Source organism: Spirillospora albida, from assembly GCF_000718255.1.
Classification (GTDB): domain Bacteria; phylum Actinomycetota; class Actinomycetes; order Streptosporangiales; family Streptosporangiaceae; genus Spirillospora; species Spirillospora albida.
The window spans coordinates 19,044-39,414 of record NZ_JOFJ01000014.1; the positions used below are offsets into that span (position 1 = coordinate 19,044).

The 20,371-nt window shown below is 73.1% G+C and carries 20 protein-coding genes and 1 tRNA gene; 8 read left to right on the forward strand and 13 right to left on the reverse strand.

Annotated features, from left to right (window positions below):
• The first annotated feature begins 104 nt into the window (after positions 1-104).
• Entirely contained in the window at positions 105-917 is an 813-nt protein-coding gene (locus IE99_RS0118360) for a PIG-L family deacetylase (protein WP_030171941.1), read from the forward strand.
• Positions 918-1,004: 87 nt separating this feature from the next.
• On the opposite strand, the gene IE99_RS0118365 is transcribed toward IE99_RS0118360, so the two are convergent.
• The 5 genes from IE99_RS0118365 to IE99_RS0118385 all read right to left on the reverse strand — a co-directional run bounded on the left by IE99_RS0118365 (position 1,005) and on the right by IE99_RS0118385 (position 6,090).
• The gene (locus IE99_RS0118365; RefSeq protein WP_030171944.1) at positions 1,005-2,141 is read right to left on the reverse strand and encodes an ARPP-2 domain-containing protein; all 1,137 of its coding nucleotides are present in this window, start codon (positions 2,139-2,141) and stop codon (positions 1,005-1,007) included.
• Positions 2,138-3,559, reverse strand: coding sequence for a hypothetical protein (locus IE99_RS0118370; RefSeq protein ID WP_030171947.1), 1,422 nt, complete (start codon positions 3,557-3,559; stop codon positions 2,138-2,140). The genes IE99_RS0118365 and IE99_RS0118370 overlap by 4 nt, the downstream gene beginning before the upstream one ends.
• A gap of 170 nt (positions 3,560-3,729) precedes the next feature.
• A complete protein-coding gene (locus tag IE99_RS0118375; RefSeq protein ID WP_030171950.1) occupies positions 3,730-4,092 on the reverse strand; it encodes a VOC family protein in 363 nt (120 codons plus the stop codon).
• 73 nt (positions 4,093-4,165) lie between these two features.
• Complete coding sequence (locus IE99_RS0118380) at positions 4,166-4,798, reverse strand: TetR/AcrR family transcriptional regulator (protein WP_030171954.1); 633 nt, start codon at positions 4,796-4,798, stop codon at positions 4,166-4,168.
• Positions 4,795-6,090, reverse strand: coding sequence for an acyl-CoA dehydrogenase family protein (locus IE99_RS0118385; RefSeq protein WP_030171957.1), 1,296 nt, complete (start codon positions 6,088-6,090; stop codon positions 4,795-4,797). Before IE99_RS0118385 ends, IE99_RS0118380 begins: the two co-directional genes overlap by 4 nt.
• Before the next feature lie 121 nt (positions 6,091-6,211).
• Between IE99_RS0118385 and IE99_RS0118390 the strand changes: the two genes are divergently transcribed.
• The gene (locus tag IE99_RS0118390; RefSeq protein WP_030171959.1) at positions 6,212-7,276 is read left to right on the forward strand and encodes a phosphotransferase family protein; all 1,065 of its coding nucleotides are present in this window, start codon (positions 6,212-6,214) and stop codon (positions 7,274-7,276) included.
• A 6-nt stretch (positions 7,277-7,282) separates the two neighbouring features.
• Here the strand turns inward: IE99_RS0118390 and IE99_RS0118395 are convergent, their stop codons facing one another.
• Entirely contained in the window at positions 7,283-7,885 is a 603-nt protein-coding gene (locus IE99_RS0118395; protein ID WP_030171962.1) for an RlpA-like double-psi beta-barrel domain-containing protein, read from the reverse strand.
• Positions 7,886-8,416: 531 nt separating this feature from the next.
• Positions 8,417-8,923 (reverse strand): hypothetical protein, encoded by a 507-nt coding sequence (locus IE99_RS0118400; RefSeq protein ID WP_157610372.1) that lies wholly within the window; start codon positions 8,921-8,923, stop codon positions 8,417-8,419.
• Positions 8,924-9,219: 296 nt separating this feature from the next.
• Here IE99_RS0118400 and IE99_RS0118410 point away from each other — a divergent pair, with 296 nt between their 5' ends.
• Positions 9,220-10,323: a winged helix DNA-binding domain-containing protein gene (locus IE99_RS0118410; RefSeq protein ID WP_030171969.1), complete on the forward strand. Its 1,104-nt coding sequence runs from the start codon at positions 9,220-9,222 to the stop codon at positions 10,321-10,323.
• Positions 10,324-10,372: 49 nt separating this feature from the next.
• Here the strand turns inward: IE99_RS0118410 and IE99_RS0118415 are convergent, their stop codons facing one another.
• Complete coding sequence (locus tag IE99_RS0118415) at positions 10,373-11,182, reverse strand: SAM-dependent methyltransferase (RefSeq protein WP_245623257.1); 810 nt, start codon at positions 11,180-11,182, stop codon at positions 10,373-10,375.
• 48 nt (positions 11,183-11,230) lie between these two features.
• Positions 11,231-12,691, reverse strand: coding sequence for an MFS transporter (locus IE99_RS0118420; protein WP_030171975.1), 1,461 nt, complete (start codon positions 12,689-12,691; stop codon positions 11,231-11,233).
• 102 nt (positions 12,692-12,793) lie between these two features.
• Here IE99_RS0118420 and IE99_RS0118425 point away from each other — a divergent pair, with 102 nt between their 5' ends.
• Both IE99_RS0118425 and IE99_RS0118430 read left to right on the forward strand, forming a co-directional pair.
• A complete protein-coding gene (locus tag IE99_RS0118425; RefSeq protein ID WP_051712710.1) occupies positions 12,794-13,270 on the forward strand; it encodes a MarR family winged helix-turn-helix transcriptional regulator in 477 nt (158 codons plus the stop codon).
• Positions 13,271-13,378: 108 nt separating this feature from the next.
• On the forward strand, positions 13,379-14,044 hold the full coding sequence (locus IE99_RS0118430) for a TetR/AcrR family transcriptional regulator (protein WP_051712712.1): 666 nt from the start codon (positions 13,379-13,381) through the stop codon (positions 14,042-14,044).
• Here the strand turns inward: IE99_RS0118430 and IE99_RS29370 are convergent.
• Positions 14,041-14,652 (reverse strand): TetR/AcrR family transcriptional regulator, encoded by a 612-nt coding sequence (locus IE99_RS29370; RefSeq protein WP_030171984.1) that lies wholly within the window; start codon positions 14,650-14,652, stop codon positions 14,041-14,043. The genes IE99_RS0118430 and IE99_RS29370 overlap by 4 nt on opposite strands.
• Before the next feature lie 106 nt (positions 14,653-14,758).
• On the opposite strand from IE99_RS29370, the gene IE99_RS0118440 reads away from it, so the two are divergent.
• Positions 14,759-15,202 (forward strand): nuclear transport factor 2 family protein, encoded by a 444-nt coding sequence (locus IE99_RS0118440; protein ID WP_030171986.1) that lies wholly within the window; start codon positions 14,759-14,761, stop codon positions 15,200-15,202.
• Positions 15,203-15,215: 13 nt separating this feature from the next.
• On the opposite strand, the gene IE99_RS0118445 is transcribed toward IE99_RS0118440, so the two are convergent.
• A complete protein-coding gene (locus tag IE99_RS0118445; protein ID WP_030171989.1) occupies positions 15,216-16,643 on the reverse strand; it encodes an MFS transporter in 1,428 nt (475 codons plus the stop codon).
• Between the two features lie 129 nt (positions 16,644-16,772).
• Entirely contained in the window at positions 16,773-17,213 is a 441-nt protein-coding gene (locus IE99_RS0118450; protein ID WP_245623258.1) for a cold-shock protein, read from the reverse strand.
• Positions 17,214-17,347: 134 nt separating this feature from the next.
• Between IE99_RS0118450 and IE99_RS0118455 the strand changes: the two genes are divergently transcribed.
• Positions 17,348-17,421 (forward strand) — tRNA-Leu (locus tag IE99_RS0118455).
• A 7-nt stretch (positions 17,422-17,428) separates the two neighbouring features.
• Here the strand turns inward: IE99_RS0118455 and IE99_RS0118460 are convergent.
• Positions 17,429-18,694, reverse strand: a complete 1,266-nt coding sequence (locus tag IE99_RS0118460) for an acyltransferase family protein (RefSeq protein WP_084219609.1) — start codon at positions 18,692-18,694, stop codon at positions 17,429-17,431.
• 115 nt (positions 18,695-18,809) lie between these two features.
• On the opposite strand from IE99_RS0118460, the gene IE99_RS0118465 reads away from it, so the two are divergent.
• Entirely contained in the window at positions 18,810-20,183 is a 1,374-nt protein-coding gene (locus IE99_RS0118465) for a serine hydroxymethyltransferase (protein ID WP_051712714.1), read from the forward strand.
• Positions 20,184-20,371: the final 188 nt, after the last annotated feature.

Genomic DNA, 20,371 nt, shown 5'->3' on the forward strand with positions numbered 1-20,371 from the left:
CGGGACCGTACGGCATGAAGGCCCCGCCGTCGAAGGGTTCGACCACCGGACCGCGAACGTACAGTGGACGGGGTCCGATGATCATCCCCCCGGGAGTCCCGACGATGCAGCGAGAACTCACTCTGATGGCGGTCCACGCCCATCCCGACGACGAGGTGCTCGGCACCGGCGGCCTGCTGGCGCGGTCCGCCGCCGAGGGGATCCGCACCGTCCTCGTCACCTGCACGAACGGGGAGCAGGGCGACGACTCGGGCGGCGTGAAGCCCGGCGAGCCCGGCCACAACGCCGCCGAGGTCGCCGAGCGCCGCCTCGCCGAGCTCCGCGAGTCCGCCGCGCTGCTCGGCATCGACCACGTCGAGCTGCTCGGCCATCAGGACTCCGGCATGGAGGGCTGGGCGACCAACGACCACCCGGAGGCGTTCGCCAACATCCCCCTGGACGTCTCGTCCGGGCGGCTGGCCGCTTTGATGGAGCGGTACCGGCCGCAGGTCGTCGTCACCTACGACGAGATCGGCGGGTACGGGCACCCCGACCACATCCAGGCGCACCGCATCGCCGTGGACGCGGCCGAGCGGACCGGCATCCCCGACAAGCTGTACTACACCGCGATCCCCCGCTCGGGGATCGGGCGGATGCTGGAGTTCGCGCGGGAGGCGGGCCTCGACCTCGGCTTCGAGCCGCCCGCCGACTTCGGCACCCCGGACGAGCTGATCAGCGCCGTCCTCGACGTGTCCGCGCACGTGGACGCCAAGCGGAAGGCCCTGGAGGCGCACGCCAGCCAGGGCGAGAACATCTTCCTGCTGCGCCTCCCCGAGGAGGTCCAGTTCATGGTGTTCTCGCAGGAGGCGTTCGTCCGCCGCTTCTCCCGCGTGGAGACCCCGGAGCACGAGGACGACCTCTTCACCGGCCTGCGCTGAGGGGCCGGGGCGGCCGGGCGGCCCACCGGGAGCCCGGCCGTGTCGCCGGCGTTCCCCGCGGCGCGCGCGGTGGCGAGCAGGCGCCGTTCAGCGGCGGGCGGCGCGGTATCCGTCACGGACGTCCCGGCGGAGCAGGTGGCCGAAGCCCGCGTGCTCCAGGCGGTGGACGAGCGCGGCCTCGGTGACGCCGAGCGCGGCGGCGGTCGCGTCCAGGCGCCAGTCGTGGGCGGCGAGGCGCTTGAGCAGGTGGCCGCGGCGCACCTGCGCGTCGGAGAGCCGGAACGTCTTCAGGTAGGCGACGCGTCCGCGCTCGTCGGTGATCGTCTCGCCGATGTGGTTCTCGCGGCGGAGGGCGAACGACGGCAGGAACCGCGACAGCTCGAAGCCGTTCAGGGACTGGACGGTCTGGTAGGCGGCCTCGGGGTCGAACAGCTGCCCGGCCATGACCTCGTCGTGGAAGTCGGCCCACTCCCGCGCGCGGCGGACGGCGGCGGCGCGGAGGTCCCGGAGGGAGCGGATCTCCGCGTCGTCGATCGGGGCGGTGACGTTCCCCGCGGGCGCGCCGAGCAGGCCGTAGGTGTAGATCAGCTCGCCGTAGAGGTCCTCGACGAGGGTGGCGTGCAGGGCGCGGTAGTCGTCGGGGTGCGGAGTGACGAAGGCGCCCGCGAGCGAGTCGGCGAGGTAGACGAGGACGCCGCACTGCCCCGGATGGATCTCGAAAATGCGGAGCGCCTCCTCCAGCCCGCCGACGCGGAAGCCGGAATATGCCTGCTCGGAGCGGGGCGACAGGCCGCGGTCGACCGCCCGGCGCGACCACTCCTCCCAGACGATCTCGGGGCCGCCGAAGTGCAGCGCGAGATAGCCCTCGACGGCGAAGTGCAGCGGCAGGAAGCGCAGCCGGTCCCCGCCCGCCTTCCGCGCCATGCGGCGGGTCGTCCGGATCGGCATGCCCGGTACGGACGAGGTGTCCCGCTCCAGGAGGCGGGTCCCGTAGGACGCGGCGGGGGACTCCTCGCGTCCGGTCCAGGACGCCACGAACGCGTGCGGGACGAACGAGGTGTAGACGGCGCCGCCGCCGACGTCCACGACGGAGAACGGCTCCTCGTACGCCTTGCGGTGCAGCCGCAGGTGCGGGACGGGCTCGTCCCGCAGGAGGGGGACGAGGCGTACCGAGCCCCACGTCTGCCCCGTCCCGGTGCGCAGGCCGTCGAGGCGGAAGGTCATGGGGTCTCCAGGAAGCGGGCGGTCTTCTCGTCGAGGTGGGCGCGCAGGTCGGCCAGGCCCGCGCGGCCCTCGGCGAAGCGCGCGAGCTCGACCAGGGACGGGAGGTCCTCGGCGTCGCGGATGCCGGCGGTCGGGACGCCCGGCGCGAGGCGGCGGACATCGAAGCCGTCGGCGTCGTACACCGGGTTGAGATGCGTGATCGCGACGCGGTGGTCCGGGTCGAGCCGGGTCCGCCAGATGCGCAGGACGTCGGCGGCGAGGCCGGGCGGGGCGTTGTCCCAGCCGTCCGAGACGATGATCAGCCGGTCGGGGGCGGTGTCGAGGGCGTCGAGGATACGCTCGCCGAGCGGCGTCGGGCCGAACGGGTAGAGCAGCGTTTCGTCGGTGCGGCCGGACGTCCAGAGCGGAACGTAGCGGCCCGGCGCCGCGAGCGCGTCCAGCAGGAAGGACGCGGCGAGCGCGACCGCGAGGGGGCGGCGGCGCTTGTGGCCCGAGCCGGACGTGGAGTGGCTGTCGTCCAGGACGGCGGTGACGGCTCCCCAGCGTCCGGCGGACGCGCCCGCGACACGGCGGGCCGCCGCCCGGAGCGCGCCGGTGAGCTCGGCGCGGCGCGCGGCGCGGTCGTCCAGCGGAAGGGACAGGACATAGGACGCGAGCCGGGTCAGCGGCATGGCCGACAGGTCGGTGCGCGGCGCGACGGCGTCGCGCGCGCTCTCCTGGTGGCGAAGGCGCTCGAGGCGGGTCATGCGGCGCTCGATCCCGGCCAGGAAGCGCTCGCGGGGAACGGCGTGCTTGGCGGCGAAGCCCTGCGCGACGGTGAACGGGAGTTCGTAGATCGCCGCCTCCTCGTAATGGGCCCGGCGCCATTTCTCGAGCACCGGCGTCTCGTACCTCTTCACCGAATGCGGGGCGAAGAGGAACGCGCCGAGCTCGCCGCCGGGCGCGAGGTGGGCGTGCCTGAGCGCGGCCTTGACGCCGCCGCGGTACTTGACGGCGTCGAACGCCGGGTCGCGGCGTCCGTCGAACCAGTCGCGGATGATCGCGCGCGTGCGGCGGTTGTTGACGCGCAGGTCGCGCAGCTCGCGGAACAGCCGGTGGACGCGCTGCTGCGGCAGCAGCTCCAGGCGCCGCGCGATCAGCCGGCCCTCGTGCCGGCGGCGGCCGGGGCCGGCGGCGCCCGCCCGTACGAGAAGGTTCCGGATGATCAGCGCGGCGTTGTGGTCGTTGATGTCGAGCGCGAGCGCGGACGCGTAGATCTCGCGGTGGCCGACGAGCATGTACTCGTGCAGGAATTCGAGCGAGAGGCGCTGCGCACCGGAGGCGTGGTGGAATTCGCGCTGCCCGGTGGAGGTGATCGCCGCGTTGACGAACATCAGCGCGTCCTCGCACGCGATCAGGTCCGCGAACGTCTCGCTCATCCGGTGCCCTCGGGTCGGCGAAAAGGGGAGGGATGCCGGCCGGGGAATGGAGGAGCGACAGCGAATCATCGCGTTACATCACGTATTCCGGAAGTCGCACCGGAGTCCCGCGGCCGGCTCCCGCACCGTAGCACCGGACGGCCGGGCATTTCCTCCCTATTCGCCCCGGGTCAGGAGCGGTAGGTGCCGAAGTACCACTCGTTGCCGTCCGGGTCGCGGGCCGCGAAGTCGCGGGAGCCGTGGTCCTTGTCGGACACCTCCTGGAGGATCTCCGCTCCGGCGGTCTTCGCCCGGTCGTGCAGCCCGTCCGGGTCGTCGACGGCGACGTAGACCGACGCCCTGGGGCTGTCGGGCTTGCCGACCATGACGATGCCGGTGTCGAAGGACAGCTCGGCGTGCACGATCACGCCGTCGCCGTCCCGGTGGACCTCGCGGACGGTGAAGCCGAACGCCCGCTCCAGCCACTCCAGGGCCTTGTCCCCGTCGGCGGCGCGGATGATCGGATAGAAGGTGCGCCGGGTCTCGTCTGCCATGTCGTCCTCCTCTGTCGGTCGTGGCATGCCCAGTCTGGGGCGCGGCACGGCGCGCGGTCTTGGACGAATGTGCTCAGCGGCGGGCGGCGTCGCGCTCGGCGGCGAGGCGGCGCGTCTCGGGCGAGACGGGCGCCCCGAGGATCGCCGCGACGACGTCGACGAGGTAGCTGGTGAAGAGGCGGTCGTCGGTGCGGGGGCCGGAGCGGGCGCGGCGGGCCAGCTCGATCGAGGCGTACAGGATGGCGGTGAAGCGGCGGTGCAGGCGCGCCGCGTCCGCCTCGAGGAGCGGCTCGACCAGGGTGCGCCAGCGGCAGAGGCTGTCGGACGGGTCGTCCAGCACGGTGACGGGGACGAGGGGGTCGGGGCGGTTCAGGACGTCCGCCCAGATCTGCAGGTACGCCCGCCCGGACGGGTCGGCGAGGCGCGGCGTCATGGGCCGGATCAGCGCGGCGGCGAGCGGCCGGATGCCCCGCTCGCCGTCCTCGTAGGCGTCGAGCAGGGCGTGCCGGCGGGATTCGATGTCCGGGGCGTGCCGGGCGAAGATCGCCCGGACGACCCCGGCGCGGTCCCCGAAGTGGTACTGGACGGCCGTGGCGTTGCGGGCGCCCGCCTCCTGCAGGATCTCGCGCAGGCTGACGGCGTCGACGCCGCGCTCGGCGTAGAGGCGCTCGGCGGCGTCCAGCAGCCGCTCCCGGGTGTCGTTCACTCGTTGCCGATCAGGTGCTCCAGGGCGTCGGCGTAGCGTTCGCGGGCCGCCGCGCGGCGGGTGGGCAGGTGGGCGGTGGGCCACAGGCCCTCGACGGGCTCGACGTCGCGGAGCAGCTGCCGGGCCAGCGTGATCTTGTGGACCTCGGTGGGGCCGTCCGCGATGGCGAGGGCCTGCGCCCCCATCATCATGGCGGCGAACGGCATCTCGTTCGAGACCCCGAGCGCGCCGTGCAGGTGCATCGCCCGCTGGACGACGTCGTGGTACACCTTCGGCATCGCGGCCTTGACGGCGGCGATGTCCTTGCGGACCTTGCGGTAGTCCTTGTGCCGGTCGATGAGCCAGGCGGTGCGCAGGACGAGCAGGCGGAACTGCTCGATCTCGATCCAGCTGTCGGCGATCTTCTCGCGGGTCATCTGCATCTTGGCGAGCGCGCCGAACCTGGTCCGCCGGGAGACGGCGCGCTCGAGCATCATGTCGAACGCCACGCGGACCTGCGCGATCGTCCGCATGGCGTGGTGGATGCGGCCGCCGCCGAGCCGGGTCTGCGCGATCGCGAACGCGCCGCCCTCCTCTCCGAGGAGGTTCTCCGCCGGGACGCGGACGTCCTCGTACCGCAGGTAGCCGTGCGACCCCTCGCGCTCCCCCGCGCCGACGCCGACGTTCCGGACGGTCGTCAGCCCGGGGGTGCCCGCCGGGACGATGAACATCGACATGCCCTCGTAGGCGGACACGTCCGGGTTCGTGACGGCCATGACGATGAGGAACGTCGCGTGCCGGGCGTTGGAGGAGAACCACTTCTCGCCGTTGATCACCCAGCCGTCGCCGTCGCGGACGGCGCGCGTGGTGAACAGGGTCGGGTCGGCGCCGGCGTGGGGTTCGGTCATCGAGTAGGAGGACGAGATCTCGCCGTCCAGGAGGGGGCGCAGGTAGCGCTCCTTCTGTCCGGGCGTGCCGAAGTGGGCGATGATCTCGGCGTTGCCGGAGTCGGGGGCCTGGCAGCCGAACACCGTCGGCGCCCACCGGGAGCGGCCGAGGATCTCGTTCAGCAGAGCGAGCTTCACCTGTCCGTAGCCCTGGCCGCCGAGCTCGGGGCCGAGGTGGCACGCCCACAGGCCCTTGCCGCGGACCTGGTCCTGGAGGGGCCGGACGAGGGCCTTGTAGCGGGGATCCGTCCTGTCGTACGGATCACCGAGGACCAGGTCGAGGGGCTCGACCTCGTCCCGGACGAAGGCGTCCGCCCAGTCGAGGAGTTCCTGGTAGTCGGCGTCGGTCTCGAAGTCCCATGCCATGGGGGCCTCCCGGGATGCGGTGCGCTCCGTCCCGTTGATAATCGACCTAGCTGAGTTACTAATGCAAGTGCATGACTGTTACTCTCCGGTAGACCTTCGTGCCGGAAAGGGAACCCCGCCGATGCAGCCCGCTCAGATCGATCCCGCCCTGGTGGACTTCGGCGTCCTCGACCGCTGGATGGACGCCCGGGACCTGCCGGGCGGCCCCTTCGAGGACGTCCGCTCTCTGTCGGGCGGCACTCAGAACGTGCTGATCCGGTTCCGCCGGGGCGGCCGCGACTACGTGCTCCGGCGCGGCCCCCGGCACCTGCGCGCGCGGACGAACGAGGTGCTGCGCCGCGAGGCCCGCGTCCTGTCCGCGCTGGACGGCACGGACGTGCCCGCGCCCCGCGTCATCGCCGCCTGCCCCGACGAGGACGTCATGGGCGGCGCGGTCTTCTACCTGATGACGCCGGTCGAGGGCTTCAACGCGACGGTCTCGCTGCCCGAGCCGCACGCGGGCGACCCCGGCGTCCGGCACGCGATGGGCCTGGAGGCGGCCCGCGCGCTGTCCGCGCTGGGCGCGGTCGACCACGACGCCGTGGGCCTGGCCGGCTTCGGCAAGCCGGCGGGCTTCCTGGAGCGGCAGGTCGGCCGCTGGATGTCGGAGCTGAAGTCCTACGGCGCGCTGGACGGCTACCCCGGACCGGAGATCCCCGGCCTGGAGAAGGTCGCCGCCTGGCTGGAGGCCAACCGCCCGCGGACGTGGCGTCCCGGCATCATGCACGGCGACTACCACCTGGCGAACCTCATGTTCTCCTTCGACGGGCCGCGGGTCGCCGCCATCGTGGACTGGGAGATGTGCACGATCGGCGACCCGCTGCTCGACCTCGGATGGCTGCTCGCGACGTGGCCCGGCGCGGGCGACGAGAGCTCGCTGCTCGCGGGCCCGTTCGGCGCCGCCGGCGGTTTCCCGGCGGGCGAGGAGCTCGTCGCCGCCTACGCCGAGCGCGCCGGCGCGGTCGAGGGCCGGGACCTGTCGTCCATCACCTGGTACGCCGTGCTGGCGTGCTTCAAGCTCGGGATCGTGCTGGAGGGGACGCACGCCCGCGCGTTCGCGGGGAAGGCCCCGAAGGAGACCGGCGACCTGCTGCACTCCATCACGCTCGGCCTGTTCCGCCGGGCCGAGGCGTTCATCGCGTCCTGAGGCGGCTCATCCGCCGAAGGGCCGCGGGGCGCCGCGCTCGCCGGCGCCCTTGCCCCAGGCCAGCACCTCGTACCTGACGCGCTCGAGGTGCCCCTCGCCCGTCCCGCTCGTGTACCGGCTCGCCGGCTTCCGGCCGTCGAGGAGGTAGCGGAACGTGTAGGTGTCGAGGTCGAGCATGATGCCGGCGTGCGACGGGGCGCCGGGCCCGCGGTCGCCGACGAAGCCGATGACGCTGCGTCCCCTGTAGGTGACCCGCACCTTGGTGAGGAGCGGCCAGCTCGGGCTGGCGAACATGCCCCTCCGCATCGGCCGTCCGCTCGCGGGGGCGCCGGTGTCGCCGTTGACGCCGGAACCGTCGTCCCAGAAGTAGGACGCGGTGGTGGTGCCGGTCAGGAGCGCCTTCTCCCGGCGCGGGGCGACGGCGTCGCGCACGGCGTTGCCGGCGCTCTTCGCCGCCGCCTTCGCCTGCGGGGCGTCCACGGTCGCGGGCGCCTCGGCCTCCGCGGGAGCGGTGTCGCCCGCCGCGGCCGCCACGCCCGCCCCGATGACGCCCGCGAGGGCGGTACCGGTGGCGGCGGCCAGGACGACGTCGATCGCGCGCTGCTGCATGAAGATCCTTTGTTCGGGGAACAGGTCAGCCGCTCCGCGCCGCGGGCATGGCGAAGACGCCGTCCGGGCATGGCGGAGCGGTTCCGAGACGGATGGCTCGGTGTGCCGCCGTGAAAGGGGGGAGTACCGCTTCGCGAGAGTCCGCGCATGGCGGGTCGCGCCCGCCGCGCAGCGCGCGTGGCCGTCGTCGGACACGCGGGCTCGGACGAGCTGGATGAAGCGGAGGAGAGGCCGACCGGGGGCGCAGGGGCCCGGCACGTGCGGCCGTGACGGTGACGGCCGCGAAGTCGGCGGGTCCCGCCTGGCGGGCGGGAGAGGGCGACAGCGTTCAGCTGTGGCCGCGGATCAATGGTTCGTTGACCCCGGCCGGGCTCGACTATAGCCGGATTTGGAGCGCTTGAACCAAATGATGGTCTTCGTCACTTTTGACGCATAGATCATTAGACGCGAAGAGCCGGGATGGGCGGGGCGCGACGCGGCGAGCGCGTCAGGCCCCGTCCACCCCGGCTCGGCGAACCGGCGGGACGGCGGTCAGCGGGCTTGGTGGTAGACCGACGGCACGAAGGGCGTCGGCCCCGTCCCGCCGCCGTAGACCCCTGTCTGCTGCGCGTAGCCCGGCCCGGTGTAAGCGGGTTCGGGGTAGGCGGGTTCGGGGTAGGCGGGTTCGGGGTAGGCGGGCTGCCGGACGGGCTCCGGATGGGCGGGGCCGCCGAACGGCGACATCCCCGGCATCTCCGGCCCGGCCGTCGGCGCGGCCTGCGGGAAGGGCGGCGGCTGCGAGGGCGGCGGCACGTGCGAGCCGTCCGCCCGGCGCGGCTCCCGCTGCGGCGGCGCGCCCGGCGCGCCGCGCCGCTCGGCCAGCACCGCCATGAGGGCGCGCGCCGTCTCGGCATCCATCTTCAGCAGGACGCTGGGCATCCCCGACTGGTCGACGAACGGGGAGACCGAGGGGGCGGCGGCCACCCTCGGGAGGACGGCCCGGATCTCCTCGCGGAGGTCCTGCGCCAGCCGAAGCGCCTGTCGGTCACTGTCACTCAAGTGTGCGTTCATCGCGATCTCCGGGGAGTTCACGTGCGGGGGTCCGGGGCAATCCTGCTAGGGATGGCGTGCAGGTGCAAGAGCTGATGCACGTGCATTTCACGAAATATTCCCCCGTATCCCCCGTCACCGTCGATCATTCCGCCTCCCTTCCTGCCCCGTTTCCCCAGCCGTCTAACCGCTCACCAGCTGCGATGACCATCCGGTCACCGGGCGGCTGCGAACCGTCACCGGCTGCCGTGCGGAGCAGGCGTCGCGTAGGTTTCGGCGGAGGCACGACGGAAGGCGGGACGCACATGACGGAGACCCTGGGGGTCCGCGCGCTCAACCGGGCGACGCTGGCGCGGCAGCTGCTGCTCGCACGGGCGGAGATCCCCGTCGCGGCGGCCGTGGAGCGGCTCGGCGGCATGCAGGCGCAGGAGCCGAAGCCGCCGTTCCTCGGGCTCTGGACGCGGGTGGCGGGGTTCGAGCCCGCCCATCTGCTCACAGCGCTGCACGACCGGTCGCTCGTCCGCGCGACGGCGATGCGGGCGACGCTGCATCTGATGACGGCGGCCGACTACCGGGAGTTCCGCACGGCGCTCCAGCCGGCGCTGGACGCGGCGCTGCGCGTCCTCGGCGACCGCGCCAAGGCGCTCGACCTGGGCGAGGTGGTTCCCGCCGCCGTGGCGCACCTGGAGAAGGGGCCGCTCACGTTCAACGAGGTGCGCGCGCTCCTCCAGGAGGACCTTCCGGACGTCGACGACCGCGCGCTGGGGTACGCCGTCCGGCTGTGGGTGCCGCTGGTGATGGTCCCGACCAACGACCGGTGGGGGTTCCCGCGCACGTCCGCGTTCACGCTCGCCGCCGAGTGGCTCGGCCGCCCGCTCTCCCCCGGACCGGCCGTCGAGGAGCTGGTGCTGCGGTACCTCGCCGCGTTCGGCCCGGCGTCCGCCGCCGACGCGCAGGCGTGGTCGGGGCTGCCCGCGCTCGGCGAGGTCCTCGACCGGCTCCGGCCACGGCTGCGCACGTTCGCCGACGGCGCCGGCCGGGAACTGTTCGACCTGCCGGACGCCCCGCGCCCGGACCCGGACTCCCCCGCCCCGGCGAGGTTCCTGCCCGAGTTCGACAGTCTCGTCCTGGCGCACGCCGACCGGCGCCGGATCATCGCGGACGCGCACCGGCCGTTCCTCACCACGAAGAACCTGCGGGTCCGTTCCGTCTTCCTCTGGGACGGCTTCGCCGCGGGCGTCTGGGAATCGGAGTACAAGCGCAAGGTGGCGACGCTGCGGCTGCGGCCGTTCTCGCCCTTGCCGGACGCGGCGCTCGGCGCGCTGACGGCCGAAGGGGAGGCGCTGCTGCGGTTCATCGAACCCGGAGCGAAGGAGACCGTCGTGGAATCCGGTCCGGAAATGGCCTGACCGCGCCATTCCGGGAATGGCGCGGCCGGGGGTGGAAGGTGCGGGCCGTTCAGCTTCGCTTGATCAGGACGCCGCCGTACTCGCACAGGTCGCTTCGGAACTTGGTGGCGCCGACGAAGCCTTCCAGTTCCACGGGGACGGGGGCGAGCGGCGGCTGATCGGGGTCGGGGCGCCAGGCGCTGATGTCGGTGAGGCCCGGCTCGACGGGGTCCAGTCCCTCCAGCAGGGCGTCGACCTCCTCGCGGCTGCGGGTCCGCCACGGCATGCCGGCGCCGTTGGCGCGGGCGTCCATCTCGGCGCGCCGCTCCGGGTCGGAGCAGGTGATCTGGGTGAAGACCAGGTGGCTGCCCGGCACGGCGCGGTCGGTGATGCTGTGCACGATGCGGCGGGCCTCGGCGTCGTCCATGAGGTGGTGCCCGACGGACAGGTAGAGCACGGCCAGCGGCTCGTTGAAGTCGATCAGCCGCTCGGTCTCCTCGTGCGCGAGAATGGCCTCGGTGTCGGCCATGTCGGCGGTGATCACCGCGGTGGACCCGCCGTCCGCGAGCAGGGCGCGGGCGTGCACGAGGACGATCGGGTCGATATCGACGTAGAGGGTCCGGGCGTCGGGGGCGAACTTCTGCGCGACCTGGTGAACGTTGTCATCGGTCGGCAGGCCGCAGCCCAGATCGATGAACTGCCGGATGCCGGCCTCCTGCGCCAGATACCGGACGGCCCGGTACAGGAACAGGCGGTTGGCCCGCGCGATGTCGACGATCTCCGGGAACGCGGGCAGGCTGGCCAGCGCGAACCGCCGGTCGACCTCGTAGTTGTCCTTGCCGCCGAGCGTCCATCCGTAGAGCCGCGCCGATGCCGGCACGTCCGTTGAAATCCCCGGAATGTCACTGTCCACGAACCGCACCCGCTTTCACACCGATTTCGACGGTTGCACACTATCGAATCGGCCGTCTGAAACAGCGGATCTCTCCATATTCTCGGACCGCCGCACGGGAATGCACGCGGCGAGGGCGGCGGCCGCGGCGGCGACCCCGGCCCCGATGAGCAGCGCCACCCGGAAGCCGTTCTCCGACGGCAGCGCGTGCCCGCCGAGATCGACGGTCAGCCGTGCGAGGACGACGCCCATGACGGCGGCGCTCACCGAGGTGCCGACCGAGCGCATCAGCGTGTTGAAGCTGTTGGCGGACGCGGTCTCCGCCGGCGGCACGGCGCTCATGATCAGCGCGGGCATGGCGCCGTAGGCGAGCCCGACCCCCGCGCCGCACACGCACGTCACGAGCATGAGGCCCCAGGTGGAGCCGAGCAGGACGAGGCCGGAGGCGTAGCCGGCGCCGACGACGAGGCTGCCGGCGGCGAGGGTGACCTTGGGGCCGCGCGCGGCCGACAGCTTCGCGCCGAACGGCGAGACGAGCATCATCATCAGGCCGCCGGGCGCCATCCACAGCCCCATCGAGAGCATCGACTGGCCGAGCCCGTAGCCGGTGGCCTCGGGCAGCTGCATCAGCTGCGGGATGACGAGCGACTGCGCGTACATCGCGAAGGCGACCAGGACCGACGCGGCGTTGGTGACGAGGACCTGCGGGCGGGCGGCGACGCGCAGGTCGACGAGCGGGTCGCGGGTGCGCAGCTCCCACCGGCCCCAGGCGGGCAGGACGGCGGCGGTGGCGGCGAGCAGGCCGAGCGTGGTCGCGGACGTCCAGCCCCAGTCGGCGCCCTTGGAGACGGCCAGCAGCAGGCAGACCAGGCCGGTGCCGAGGCCGAGCGCGCCGAGCAGGTCGAACCGGCCGCCGCCGGTGCCGGGCCGGCCCTTCGGGACGAGCAGCAGGACGAGCAGCAGGATCAGGGCACTCAGCCCGGCGGTCGCCCAGAACAGCACGCGCCAGCTGGTGTGCTCGGCGACGGCGGCGGAGAACGGCAGGCCGAGCGCGCCGCCGACGCCCATGGAGGCGCTCAGGGCGGCGATGGACGACCCGAGCCTCGCGGGCGGCAGCACGTCCCGCAGCAGGCTGATGCCGAGCGGGATGACGCCCATGCCGACGCCCTGCAGGCCGCGTCCGATGATCATCGGAACGATGCCGGACGCCAGCGCGCACAGCACCGAGCCGAGGATGAGCGGCAGCGTGGACAGCACGATCATGCGGTGCTTGCCGTAGCGGTCGCCGAGCCGGCCCGCGACGGGGGTCGCGACCGCGCCCGCGAGCAGGGTGGCGGTGACGACCCAGCTGGTGTCTGACGCCGTGCTGTCCAGGATGCGGGGCAGGTCGCCGAGCAGCGGGACGACGAGCGTCTGGGTGATCGCGGCGGTGACGCCCGCGAAGGCGAGCACGCCGACGATCCCGCCGGGGCGGGCGGCGGGCTGTGGGTCCGTCACGGGTTCTCCTCGAAATGTGCATAACGCAAGATTTGTGCATCATACACATCAAATGCGCCATGCATATCGGCGTGGTATACCTGGCCGCGGAGGGGAGGCGGCATGACCACGCCGGACGAACCGGACTTCCTCGAGCAGCCGCGGATGATCGAGTTCGAGGCCATGCTGCTCGGGCGGCACGGTTTCCTGCCGAACGCCCGCGCGCGGGCGGCCGGACGGCTGGACCGCAGCGCGTACGTGCTGCTCAGCCGGCTCGAGATCGACGGCCCGATGTCGATCGGCCAGCTGAGCGACGCCTTCGGGCTCGACGCGTCCACGCTGAACCGGCAGACCGCGGCCATGCTGCGCGGCGGTCTCGTCGAGCGCATCCCCGACCCGGACGGCGGCATCGCCCGCAAGTTCCGCGTCACGGCGGAGGGCGAGAGGCGGCTCGCCCAGGACCGCGACGCCTACACCCGGGGCGTGGCGCGGGTCCTCGCCGACTGGACCCCGGAGGAGATCGCCGCCTTCGGCGCCGCCCTCCGCCGCTTCAACCGCGACATCGAGCGGCTCGACGGCCGCCCCTGGCCGCGTCCCTGACCCACGCCGCCGCCCGCCTGCCCGGCCGCCCGCGCCTCCGGCCGGCCGGGCGCCGCTACCCTCTACGCAGGCGGCCGGGCCCGGCCGCGTTCCGGTGGAGAGGGCGGGATGGCGAAGAGACCGGCCGGTGACGTTCGGCGGCCGCTGACCCGCTCACTGATCGTCTCGACCACCATCGCGATCATCGAGCGGGACGGCGCGAAGGCGCTGTCCATGCGGAAGATCGCGGCGGAGCTCGGAGTCGGCGTGATGTCCCTCTACAACCACGTCCCGAACAAGGACGCCCTGCTGGAGGCCGTCGCCGAGGAGGTCCTCGCCGGGCTGGACGCCGCCGGCACCGATCCCGCGCTCGACTGGCGGCACAACGCGCGCGCGATGGTCGCGGCGTTCCGGGCCGCCGCGCGGCGGCATCCGCGCAGCATGCACCTGGTGCTGACCGGGCGGGCCGGGCGGGTGTTCGGCCGCCGCCCGATGGAGCGGGCGCTCACCCTGTTCGGCGCGGCCGGCTTCGATCCGGAGACGTCCGTCCGGGCGCTCCGGGCGCTGATCGCCTACATGATGGGCGCGCAGATGATGGAGGGCGGGGCGCTGCTGATCCCGGGGCGGCGGCCGGGCGACCTGACCGGGCCGCACATCGACGTGGACTTCGCCGAGATCCCGCATGTGGCGGCGCTGGCCGACGACCTGCTGCACAGCGATCCGGAGGCCGATTTCCAGGCCGGCCTGGAGATGCTGCTCTCCGCGCTCGACCGGCTCCCCCGCCGGGCCGGCTAGCGGGCGGCCGCCTCGACGGCGGACAGGAACAGCTCCAGGCCGAACTCGAAGTCGGCGTCCCGGTCAGCCTCGGGCGCGAGCGGGGCGGGGCAGTCCGCCGGGCAGTCCACCGGGCCGTCCGCCACCGGGCCGGGGCCGGCGTCGCGGAGCTGCGAGCCGAGCGTGTAGGCCATCATCGCCCGGACGACGCGGACGGAGGTCGGGCCGTCGATGCCGGCGGCGTCGCAGATCGCGAGGGCGCGCTCGATCGCGCGCAGCCCGACCGGGATGCCGGTCTTGTTGCCGACCACGAGCGCGATGCTGCGCGGGTACTCGTCGGTGGTGCGGCGGAACGCGCGGATGAGGCCGCGGGCGTCGGCGCGCCAGTCGCCGGTCGGCTCGGGCAGCTCCAGGGTCTCCATCACGTACTCGGCGATGCCCCGGACGAGCTCCTCCTTGCTCGGGACGTGGTTGTACATGGCCATCGCGCTCACCCCGAGCTCGGCCGCGACGGCCCGCATCGACAGCGCCCTGACGCCCTCGCGCTCGATGAGGGCGACGGCGGTGTGCACGATGAGGTCGCGGGTCAGCACGGTCCGCAGCACCGGCCGCGGCGCGTGCTTCGGCATGGCGTGTCGTCCTCCCCGTCCGGCGTTCCGTCCGGCGATTTTATGCCCGCCGCCGGGCCGTCCCGGCACTCTCGACGGGAAAACGAGAACACGTTACAGTTTTCTCATGATCGCCCTGACGTGGGACGCGCCCGACGCCGACCATCCGGCACGCCGGGCCGCGCGCGCCTCCATGACCGCCGTGGCCGAGGGACGCAAGGACGACTGGCTGGCGCTGTTCGCGCCGGACGCCCTGCTGGAGGACCCCGTCGGGCCGTCCTTCCTGGACCCCGAGGGCGCCGGCCACCGGGGACGCGACGGCATCGCGGCGTTCTGGGACGGCTTCATCGGCACCATCGCCGGCTTCCGGTTCCACATCAGGGACTCGTTCGCGAACGGCCCGTGCTGCGCCAACGTCGCGACGATCACGACGATGATGGACGACGGCTCGACGATGGACGTCGACTGCGTCCTCGTCTACGTCCTCGACGGCGAGGGGCTCATCACGTCGCTGCGCGCCCACTGGGAGCCCGACCGGGCGCTCGCCACCGTCACGCGTCCCGCGCACTAGCCGGACGCGCGCGTCAGTCGAGGGCCGACAGCGGCCGGGCGATCGACTCCAGGCTCCGCCGTTCGGCCTTGACGCCGACGAGCAGCTCCACCACGCCCGCCGCGATCATCAGGGCGGCGCCGAGCGAGAACGCGAGCGCCGTGTCGCCCGGCACCCCGCTGCCCACCAGCTTCGAGAAGATCAGCGGGCCGGTGATGCCGCCGACCGCGGTGCCGATCGCGTAGAAGAAGGCGATGGCGAGCGCGCGGGTCTCCATGGGGAAGATCTCGCTGACGGTGAGGTAGGCCGAACTGGCACCGGCGGACGCGAAGAACAGCACCACGCACCAGCAGGCGGTGAGCGTGACCGCCGTGAGGTGGCCCTGGTCGAACAGGAAGGCGGTGCCGAGCAGCAGCACGCCGGACAGGATGTAGCAGCCGCTGATCATCGGGATCCGGCCGACGGTGTCGAACAGCGGGCCGAGCAGCAGCGGGCCGAGGAAGTTCCCCAGCGCGATCACGGCGTAGAAGTAGCCCGTGTCGGCGCCGATGTCGAAGAACGTCGTGAGGATCTCGGCGTAGCCGAACGTGATCGCGTTGTAGAGGAACGCCTGGCCGATGAACAGCGAGAACCCCAGCAGCGCCCGCTTGGGGTAGTGCCGCCACAGGCTCGCGGCGATCACGCCGAAGCCGAGGCTCTTGCGCTGGTGGATGCGGATCGACTCCTCGGCGTCCGGGAGGTCCCTGCCGGTCTCCCGCCGCACCTCCTCCTCGACGCCGCCGACGAGCTCCTCCGCCCGCTCCGTATGCCCGTGGATGATGAGCCACCGGGGGCTCTCCGGGACGTTCCGCCGCACCACCAGGATGATGAGCCCGAGGACGACCCCGAGCCCGAACGCGAGCCTCCACCCGACGTCCACCGCGAACTGCGACAGCAGCGGGACGGTCAGCAGCGCGCCCGCCGCCGCGCCGAGCCAGAAGCTGCCGTTGATGATGAGGTCGACCCGGCCGCGGTGCCTGCTCGGGATCAGCTCGTCGATCGCCGAGTTGATCGCCGCGTACTCGCCGCCGATGCCGAGGCCGGTGATGAACCGGCAGAGGAAGAACCACCAGGCCGTCCACGACAGGGCGGTCAGCGCTGTGCCCGCCAGGTAGACGGCGAGGGTGATGAGGAACAGCTTCTTGCGGCCGAACCGGTCGGTGAGCCAGCCGAAGAACAGCGCGCCGGTGCAGGCGCCCGCGACGTAGATCGCCGCCGCGAGCCCGGTCACCTGGCTCGCGGTGATGTCGACGCCGCTGCCGGGCTTGCCGAGCTGGGGGGCGAGGTTCCCGACGATCGTCACCTCGAGGCCGTCCAGGATCCAGACGGTGCCGAGCCCGATCACGATCATCCAGTGCCAGCGCGCCCAGGGCAGCCGGTCGAGCCTCGCCGGGATCCTCGTCTCCACGGTCTGCTGTTCCATCACCACGCCCGGGTTGATCTCCGGAAGAGCGCGGGCCAAACAAGCGCCTGCCTGATTTGACCTCTTGAGGGGGTTAGCGAGGGAGAGCCCCGCGCGCCGGCCCGATGGGGGCCGGGCGGCCGGAGCCGGTCAGCCCTCCACCCATCCGTACTTCTGCGCGAGCGTGAGAAGGCTCCCCCGCAACCGGGTGATCTGCGCGCCCGTGAGGTCAGGGACGTCGCGGAGGAGGAGATCGGTCAGCTCGTGCGTGAACTCGTCCCTTGACAGGACGTCGCAGAGCCCGTCGTCGTCGTCCGACAGCCCGGCGGGCGCGGACGCCGCCCGCGCCGGGCGCGGCCGGTCGAGCACGTGCACCGAATACGCCTTCAGACCCCGTTCCCCCTGCGCCACCTCGAACTCGACCGCCGTCCCCGGGGCGAACATCGACTTCTCGTCCAGCAGGTCGTTCGCGTGGACGAACACGTCCTCGCCGCCGCTGTCGGGCGCGATGAAGCCGTAACCGCGCACATCGTCGAACCGCAGCACCTTGCCCGTCAGCACCATGACGCCGACCACCCTCCAGCGAACCACCCTCCAGCGAACACCGCGACCGCCATCATAGGTCGTCGCCGCCGCGGCCCGTGGGCATGACCCGCGGGGATCCGGTCACCGGCGGGACCGGGCGGCGAGGCGATCCCCGTTCTTGTTAGGCTCACGGCCAGCACGCCCCCTTAGCCCAACTGGCAGAGGCAGTCCCCTTAAAAGGGACCTGTTGTCGGTTCGAATCCGACCGGGGGTACCGGCGGTCAGGAGACCGGGTCGCGGACCGGGACGGCGCTCCGTTCCGGTCCGCTGACCGTGCCGCCGCGCCGCGCGAGCCGGCGTCCGTACCGCTGCGCGGGCGCCTCGAGCCAGCGGTACACCGCCCAGCTCACCAGGAGCAGGACGGCGGTGAAGACGAGGAGGCCGAGCGGGTCGTCGGCCCGCTCCAGGCCGCCGAAGTGGACCGCGAGGACGATCAGCAGCGGGTGCAGCAGGTAGACGGAGAAGCTGATCGCGCCGAGTCCGGTCAGCGCGCGGGGGAAGCGGCGGCGGCGCAGCAGCCAGGCCGCCGCGAACGTCGCGGCGGCACCGAGGACGGCGGTGGACCAGATCACCCGGTCGCCGCCCCAGTAGTCCCCGGCGGCGAGCCCGGCCGCGGTCACCGCGGCGAGGACGCCGCCGCCGGCGAGGAGCGCGCGGCGGCGCGACACCTGGCGGTGCTCGGCCCGGTACGCGACGGTGCCGGCGAACATCACCGCGAGGATGGCGAGGCCCTCCCAGGCGGCGACCCTGGAGTTCATCAGGACCAGGACCGCCGCGAGGAGCCCTCCGAGGAGCCCTCCGGCGACGCGGGCCGCCGGGCGCGCCGACACGGCGGCGGCGATCGCGCCGGCCAGCAGCAGGACGGTGGCGATGACGATCGGCCCGGTCCCGGCCGTCCGGGACAGCAGCATCGGGGGGAACAGCACGATCGGGAGCGCGACGGCGGAGACCAGCGACGTCCCGGCGAGGGCGAGCGAGACGGTCATCGAGCGGCGGTGCGTCCCCGTCACGAACAGCGCGACGACGATGAGGTAGAACGCCATCTCGTAGGACAGTGTCCATAGAACGTTCATCACGTTCGGGACGGCGACGAGGTCCTGGAGCATGGTCAGGTGCGCGAGGACGGCGGTGACCGGATGGTAGGAGTCCAGGTCGCCGCGCAGCCCGGTGCGGCCGGCCAGGAACGGCACGAGCGCCAGGACGGACGCGAGCGCGAGCAGCGGGTAGATGCGGAAGAACCGGCCGGTCCAGAACCCGCGGACGCTGCCGCGCCGCTCCAGTGACGCGGGGATGATGTAGCCGCTGACCAGGAAGAACACCAGGACTCCCCAGCGTCCGAAATCGAACCGTCCGCTCAGCGCCCGCTGGGCGGACGGCAGGTAGTAGTAGGCGGCGTGGTGGGCCGCCACGGCGAGCGCGGCGACGCCTCGCAGCACGTCCAGCCAGGCCAGCCGTGCGGGGGGCCGGTCGCTCGGTCCGGGAGCCATCCGAACAGGGTAGGGCCGCGGGGCACGGTTCGCGATCGCGGATGAGCGGGCGCCCCGGCGGCCTCCCGGGCCGTTCTCCGCCTATGGTGACGGGAACGACCCGCAAGGAGGCCATATGTCCGGTTCGCTCGCCTTCCGCCCCTGGGTGCCGCCGCACAGCGAGCGGCTCGTCCAGGACGTCTCCGCGTCGGCCGCGGGCCGGGATCCCGGCGGGCTGCTCGCCGAGATCGAGGGGCTGGCGGCGGCGAACCACCGCATCCACGACGTGGAGTGCGTCAACCTCAACCCGGCGACGAACATCCTGAACCCGCGCGCGGAGGCGCTGCTGGCGGCGGGCCTCGGGTCCCGGCCGTCGCTGGGGTACCCGGGCGACAAGTACGAGACGGGCCTGGAGGCCGTCGAGCGCATCGAGATCATCGCGGCGGAGCTGGCGGCGGAGGTGTTCCGCGCCCGGTACGCCGAGGTCCGGGTCGGCTCCGGCGCGCTCGCGAACCTGTACGCGTTCATGGCGACGTGCCGTCCGGGCGACACGATCATCGCGCCGCCCGCCGCGATCGGCGGGCACGTCACCCATCACGCGGCGGGCGCGGCGGGGCTGTACGGGCTGACGACCGTGCCGGCGCCGGTCGCGGCCGACGGCTACACCGTGGACGTGGCGGCGCTGCGCGCGCTGGCGGCGGAGGTCCGGCCGTCGCTGATCACGGTCGGCGGCAGCCTCAACCTGTTCCCGCACCCGGTCGCGGCGATCCGGGAGGTGGCCGACGCGGTCGGCGCGCGGGTGCTGTTCGACGCCGCGCACCTGTGCGGCGTGATCGCCGGGGGCGCCTGGCCGGACCCGCTCGCCGAGGGCGCGCACCTGATGACGATGAGCACCTACAAGAGCCTCGGGGGCCCGGCGGGCGGGCTGCTCGTCACGGACGACGCGGGGCTCGCCGAGCGGCTGGACGCGATCGCCTACCCGGGCCTCACCGCGAACTTCGACGCCGGGCGGACGGCCGCGCTCGCGGTCGCGCTGCTCGACTGGCGGGCGGAGGGCCGCGCGTACGCGGACGCGATGGTCGCGAACGCGGCGCGGCTGGCGGCGGAGCTGGCGGAGCTCGGCGTGCCGCTGTTCGCGGCGGAGCGGGGGGCGACCCGCTCGCACCAGTTCGCGGTGCTCGCACACGGGTACGGCGGCGGGCAGCGCGCCGCCCGGCGGATGCGCCGCGCGAACCTGCTGGCGTGCGGGATCGGGCTGCCCGCCGGACCGGTGGACGGCGGCGACGCGAACGGGCTGCGGATCGGCACCCCGGAGATCACGCGGCTCGGGATGGCGGCGGAGGACATGCCCGTGCTCGCGTCCCTCGTCGCGCGGTCCCTCGACCCGGCGACGGAGCCGGAGACGGTCGCGCCCGAGGTGACCGAGTGGCGGAAGCGGTTCTCCGGCGTGCACTACACGGTCGGCGGCCCGGCACCCTCCCCCCGTGCCGGCGACGGCCTTCACACGTGACGTTCAACACCAAACCGGACAAACAGGGCGTTGTTCGCCGTCCCCGGCACGGGGGGCGGATGGCATCCGCACGGGCCTTCCGCAGCGGCGCTCAGCCCTGTCGGGCCGACGATTTCGCAGGATCGTAACGTTCCCATCCGCTCACCCGTCGGCCAGGCCACGTTCTGCCGACGGTTGTCACAGAGTGA

Excerpts from the sequence above, each read along its gene's own strand:
- IE99_RS0118360 (WP_030171941.1), top strand. The coding sequence starts at position 105 with ATGCAGCGAGAACTCACTCTGATGGCGGTCCACGCCCATCCCGACGAC.
- IE99_RS0118365 (WP_030171944.1), bottom strand. The coding sequence starts at position 2,141 with ATGACCTTCCGCCTCGACGGCCTGCGCACCGGGACGGGGCAGACGTGG.
- IE99_RS0118370 (WP_030171947.1), bottom strand. The coding sequence starts at position 3,559 with ATGAGCGAGACGTTCGCGGACCTGATCGCGTGCGAGGACGCGCTGATG.
- IE99_RS0118375 (WP_030171950.1), bottom strand. The coding sequence starts at position 4,092 with ATGGCAGACGAGACCCGGCGCACCTTCTATCCGATCATCCGCGCCGCC.
- IE99_RS0118385 (WP_030171957.1), bottom strand. The coding sequence starts at position 6,090 with ATGGCATGGGACTTCGAGACCGACGCCGACTACCAGGAACTCCTCGAC.
- IE99_RS0118390 (WP_030171959.1), top strand. The coding sequence starts at position 6,212 with ATGCAGCCCGCTCAGATCGATCCCGCCCTGGTGGACTTCGGCGTCCTC.
- IE99_RS0118395 (WP_030171962.1), bottom strand. The coding sequence starts at position 7,885 with ATGCAGCAGCGCGCGATCGACGTCGTCCTGGCCGCCGCCACCGGTACC.
- IE99_RS0118410 (WP_030171969.1), top strand. The coding sequence starts at position 9,220 with ATGACGGAGACCCTGGGGGTCCGCGCGCTCAACCGGGCGACGCTGGCG.
- IE99_RS0118425 (WP_051712710.1), top strand. The coding sequence starts at position 12,794 with ATGACCACGCCGGACGAACCGGACTTCCTCGAGCAGCCGCGGATGATC.
- IE99_RS0118430 (WP_051712712.1), top strand. The coding sequence starts at position 13,379 with ATGGCGAAGAGACCGGCCGGTGACGTTCGGCGGCCGCTGACCCGCTCA.
- IE99_RS29370 (WP_030171984.1), bottom strand. The coding sequence starts at position 14,652 with ATGCCGAAGCACGCGCCGCGGCCGGTGCTGCGGACCGTGCTGACCCGC.
- IE99_RS0118440 (WP_030171986.1), top strand. The coding sequence starts at position 14,759 with ATGATCGCCCTGACGTGGGACGCGCCCGACGCCGACCATCCGGCACGC.
- IE99_RS0118445 (WP_030171989.1), bottom strand. The coding sequence starts at position 16,643 with ATGGAACAGCAGACCGTGGAGACGAGGATCCCGGCGAGGCTCGACCGG.
- IE99_RS0118460 (WP_084219609.1), bottom strand. The coding sequence starts at position 18,694 with ATGGCTCCCGGACCGAGCGACCGGCCCCCCGCACGGCTGGCCTGGCTG.
- IE99_RS0118465 (WP_051712714.1), top strand. The coding sequence starts at position 18,810 with ATGTCCGGTTCGCTCGCCTTCCGCCCCTGGGTGCCGCCGCACAGCGAG.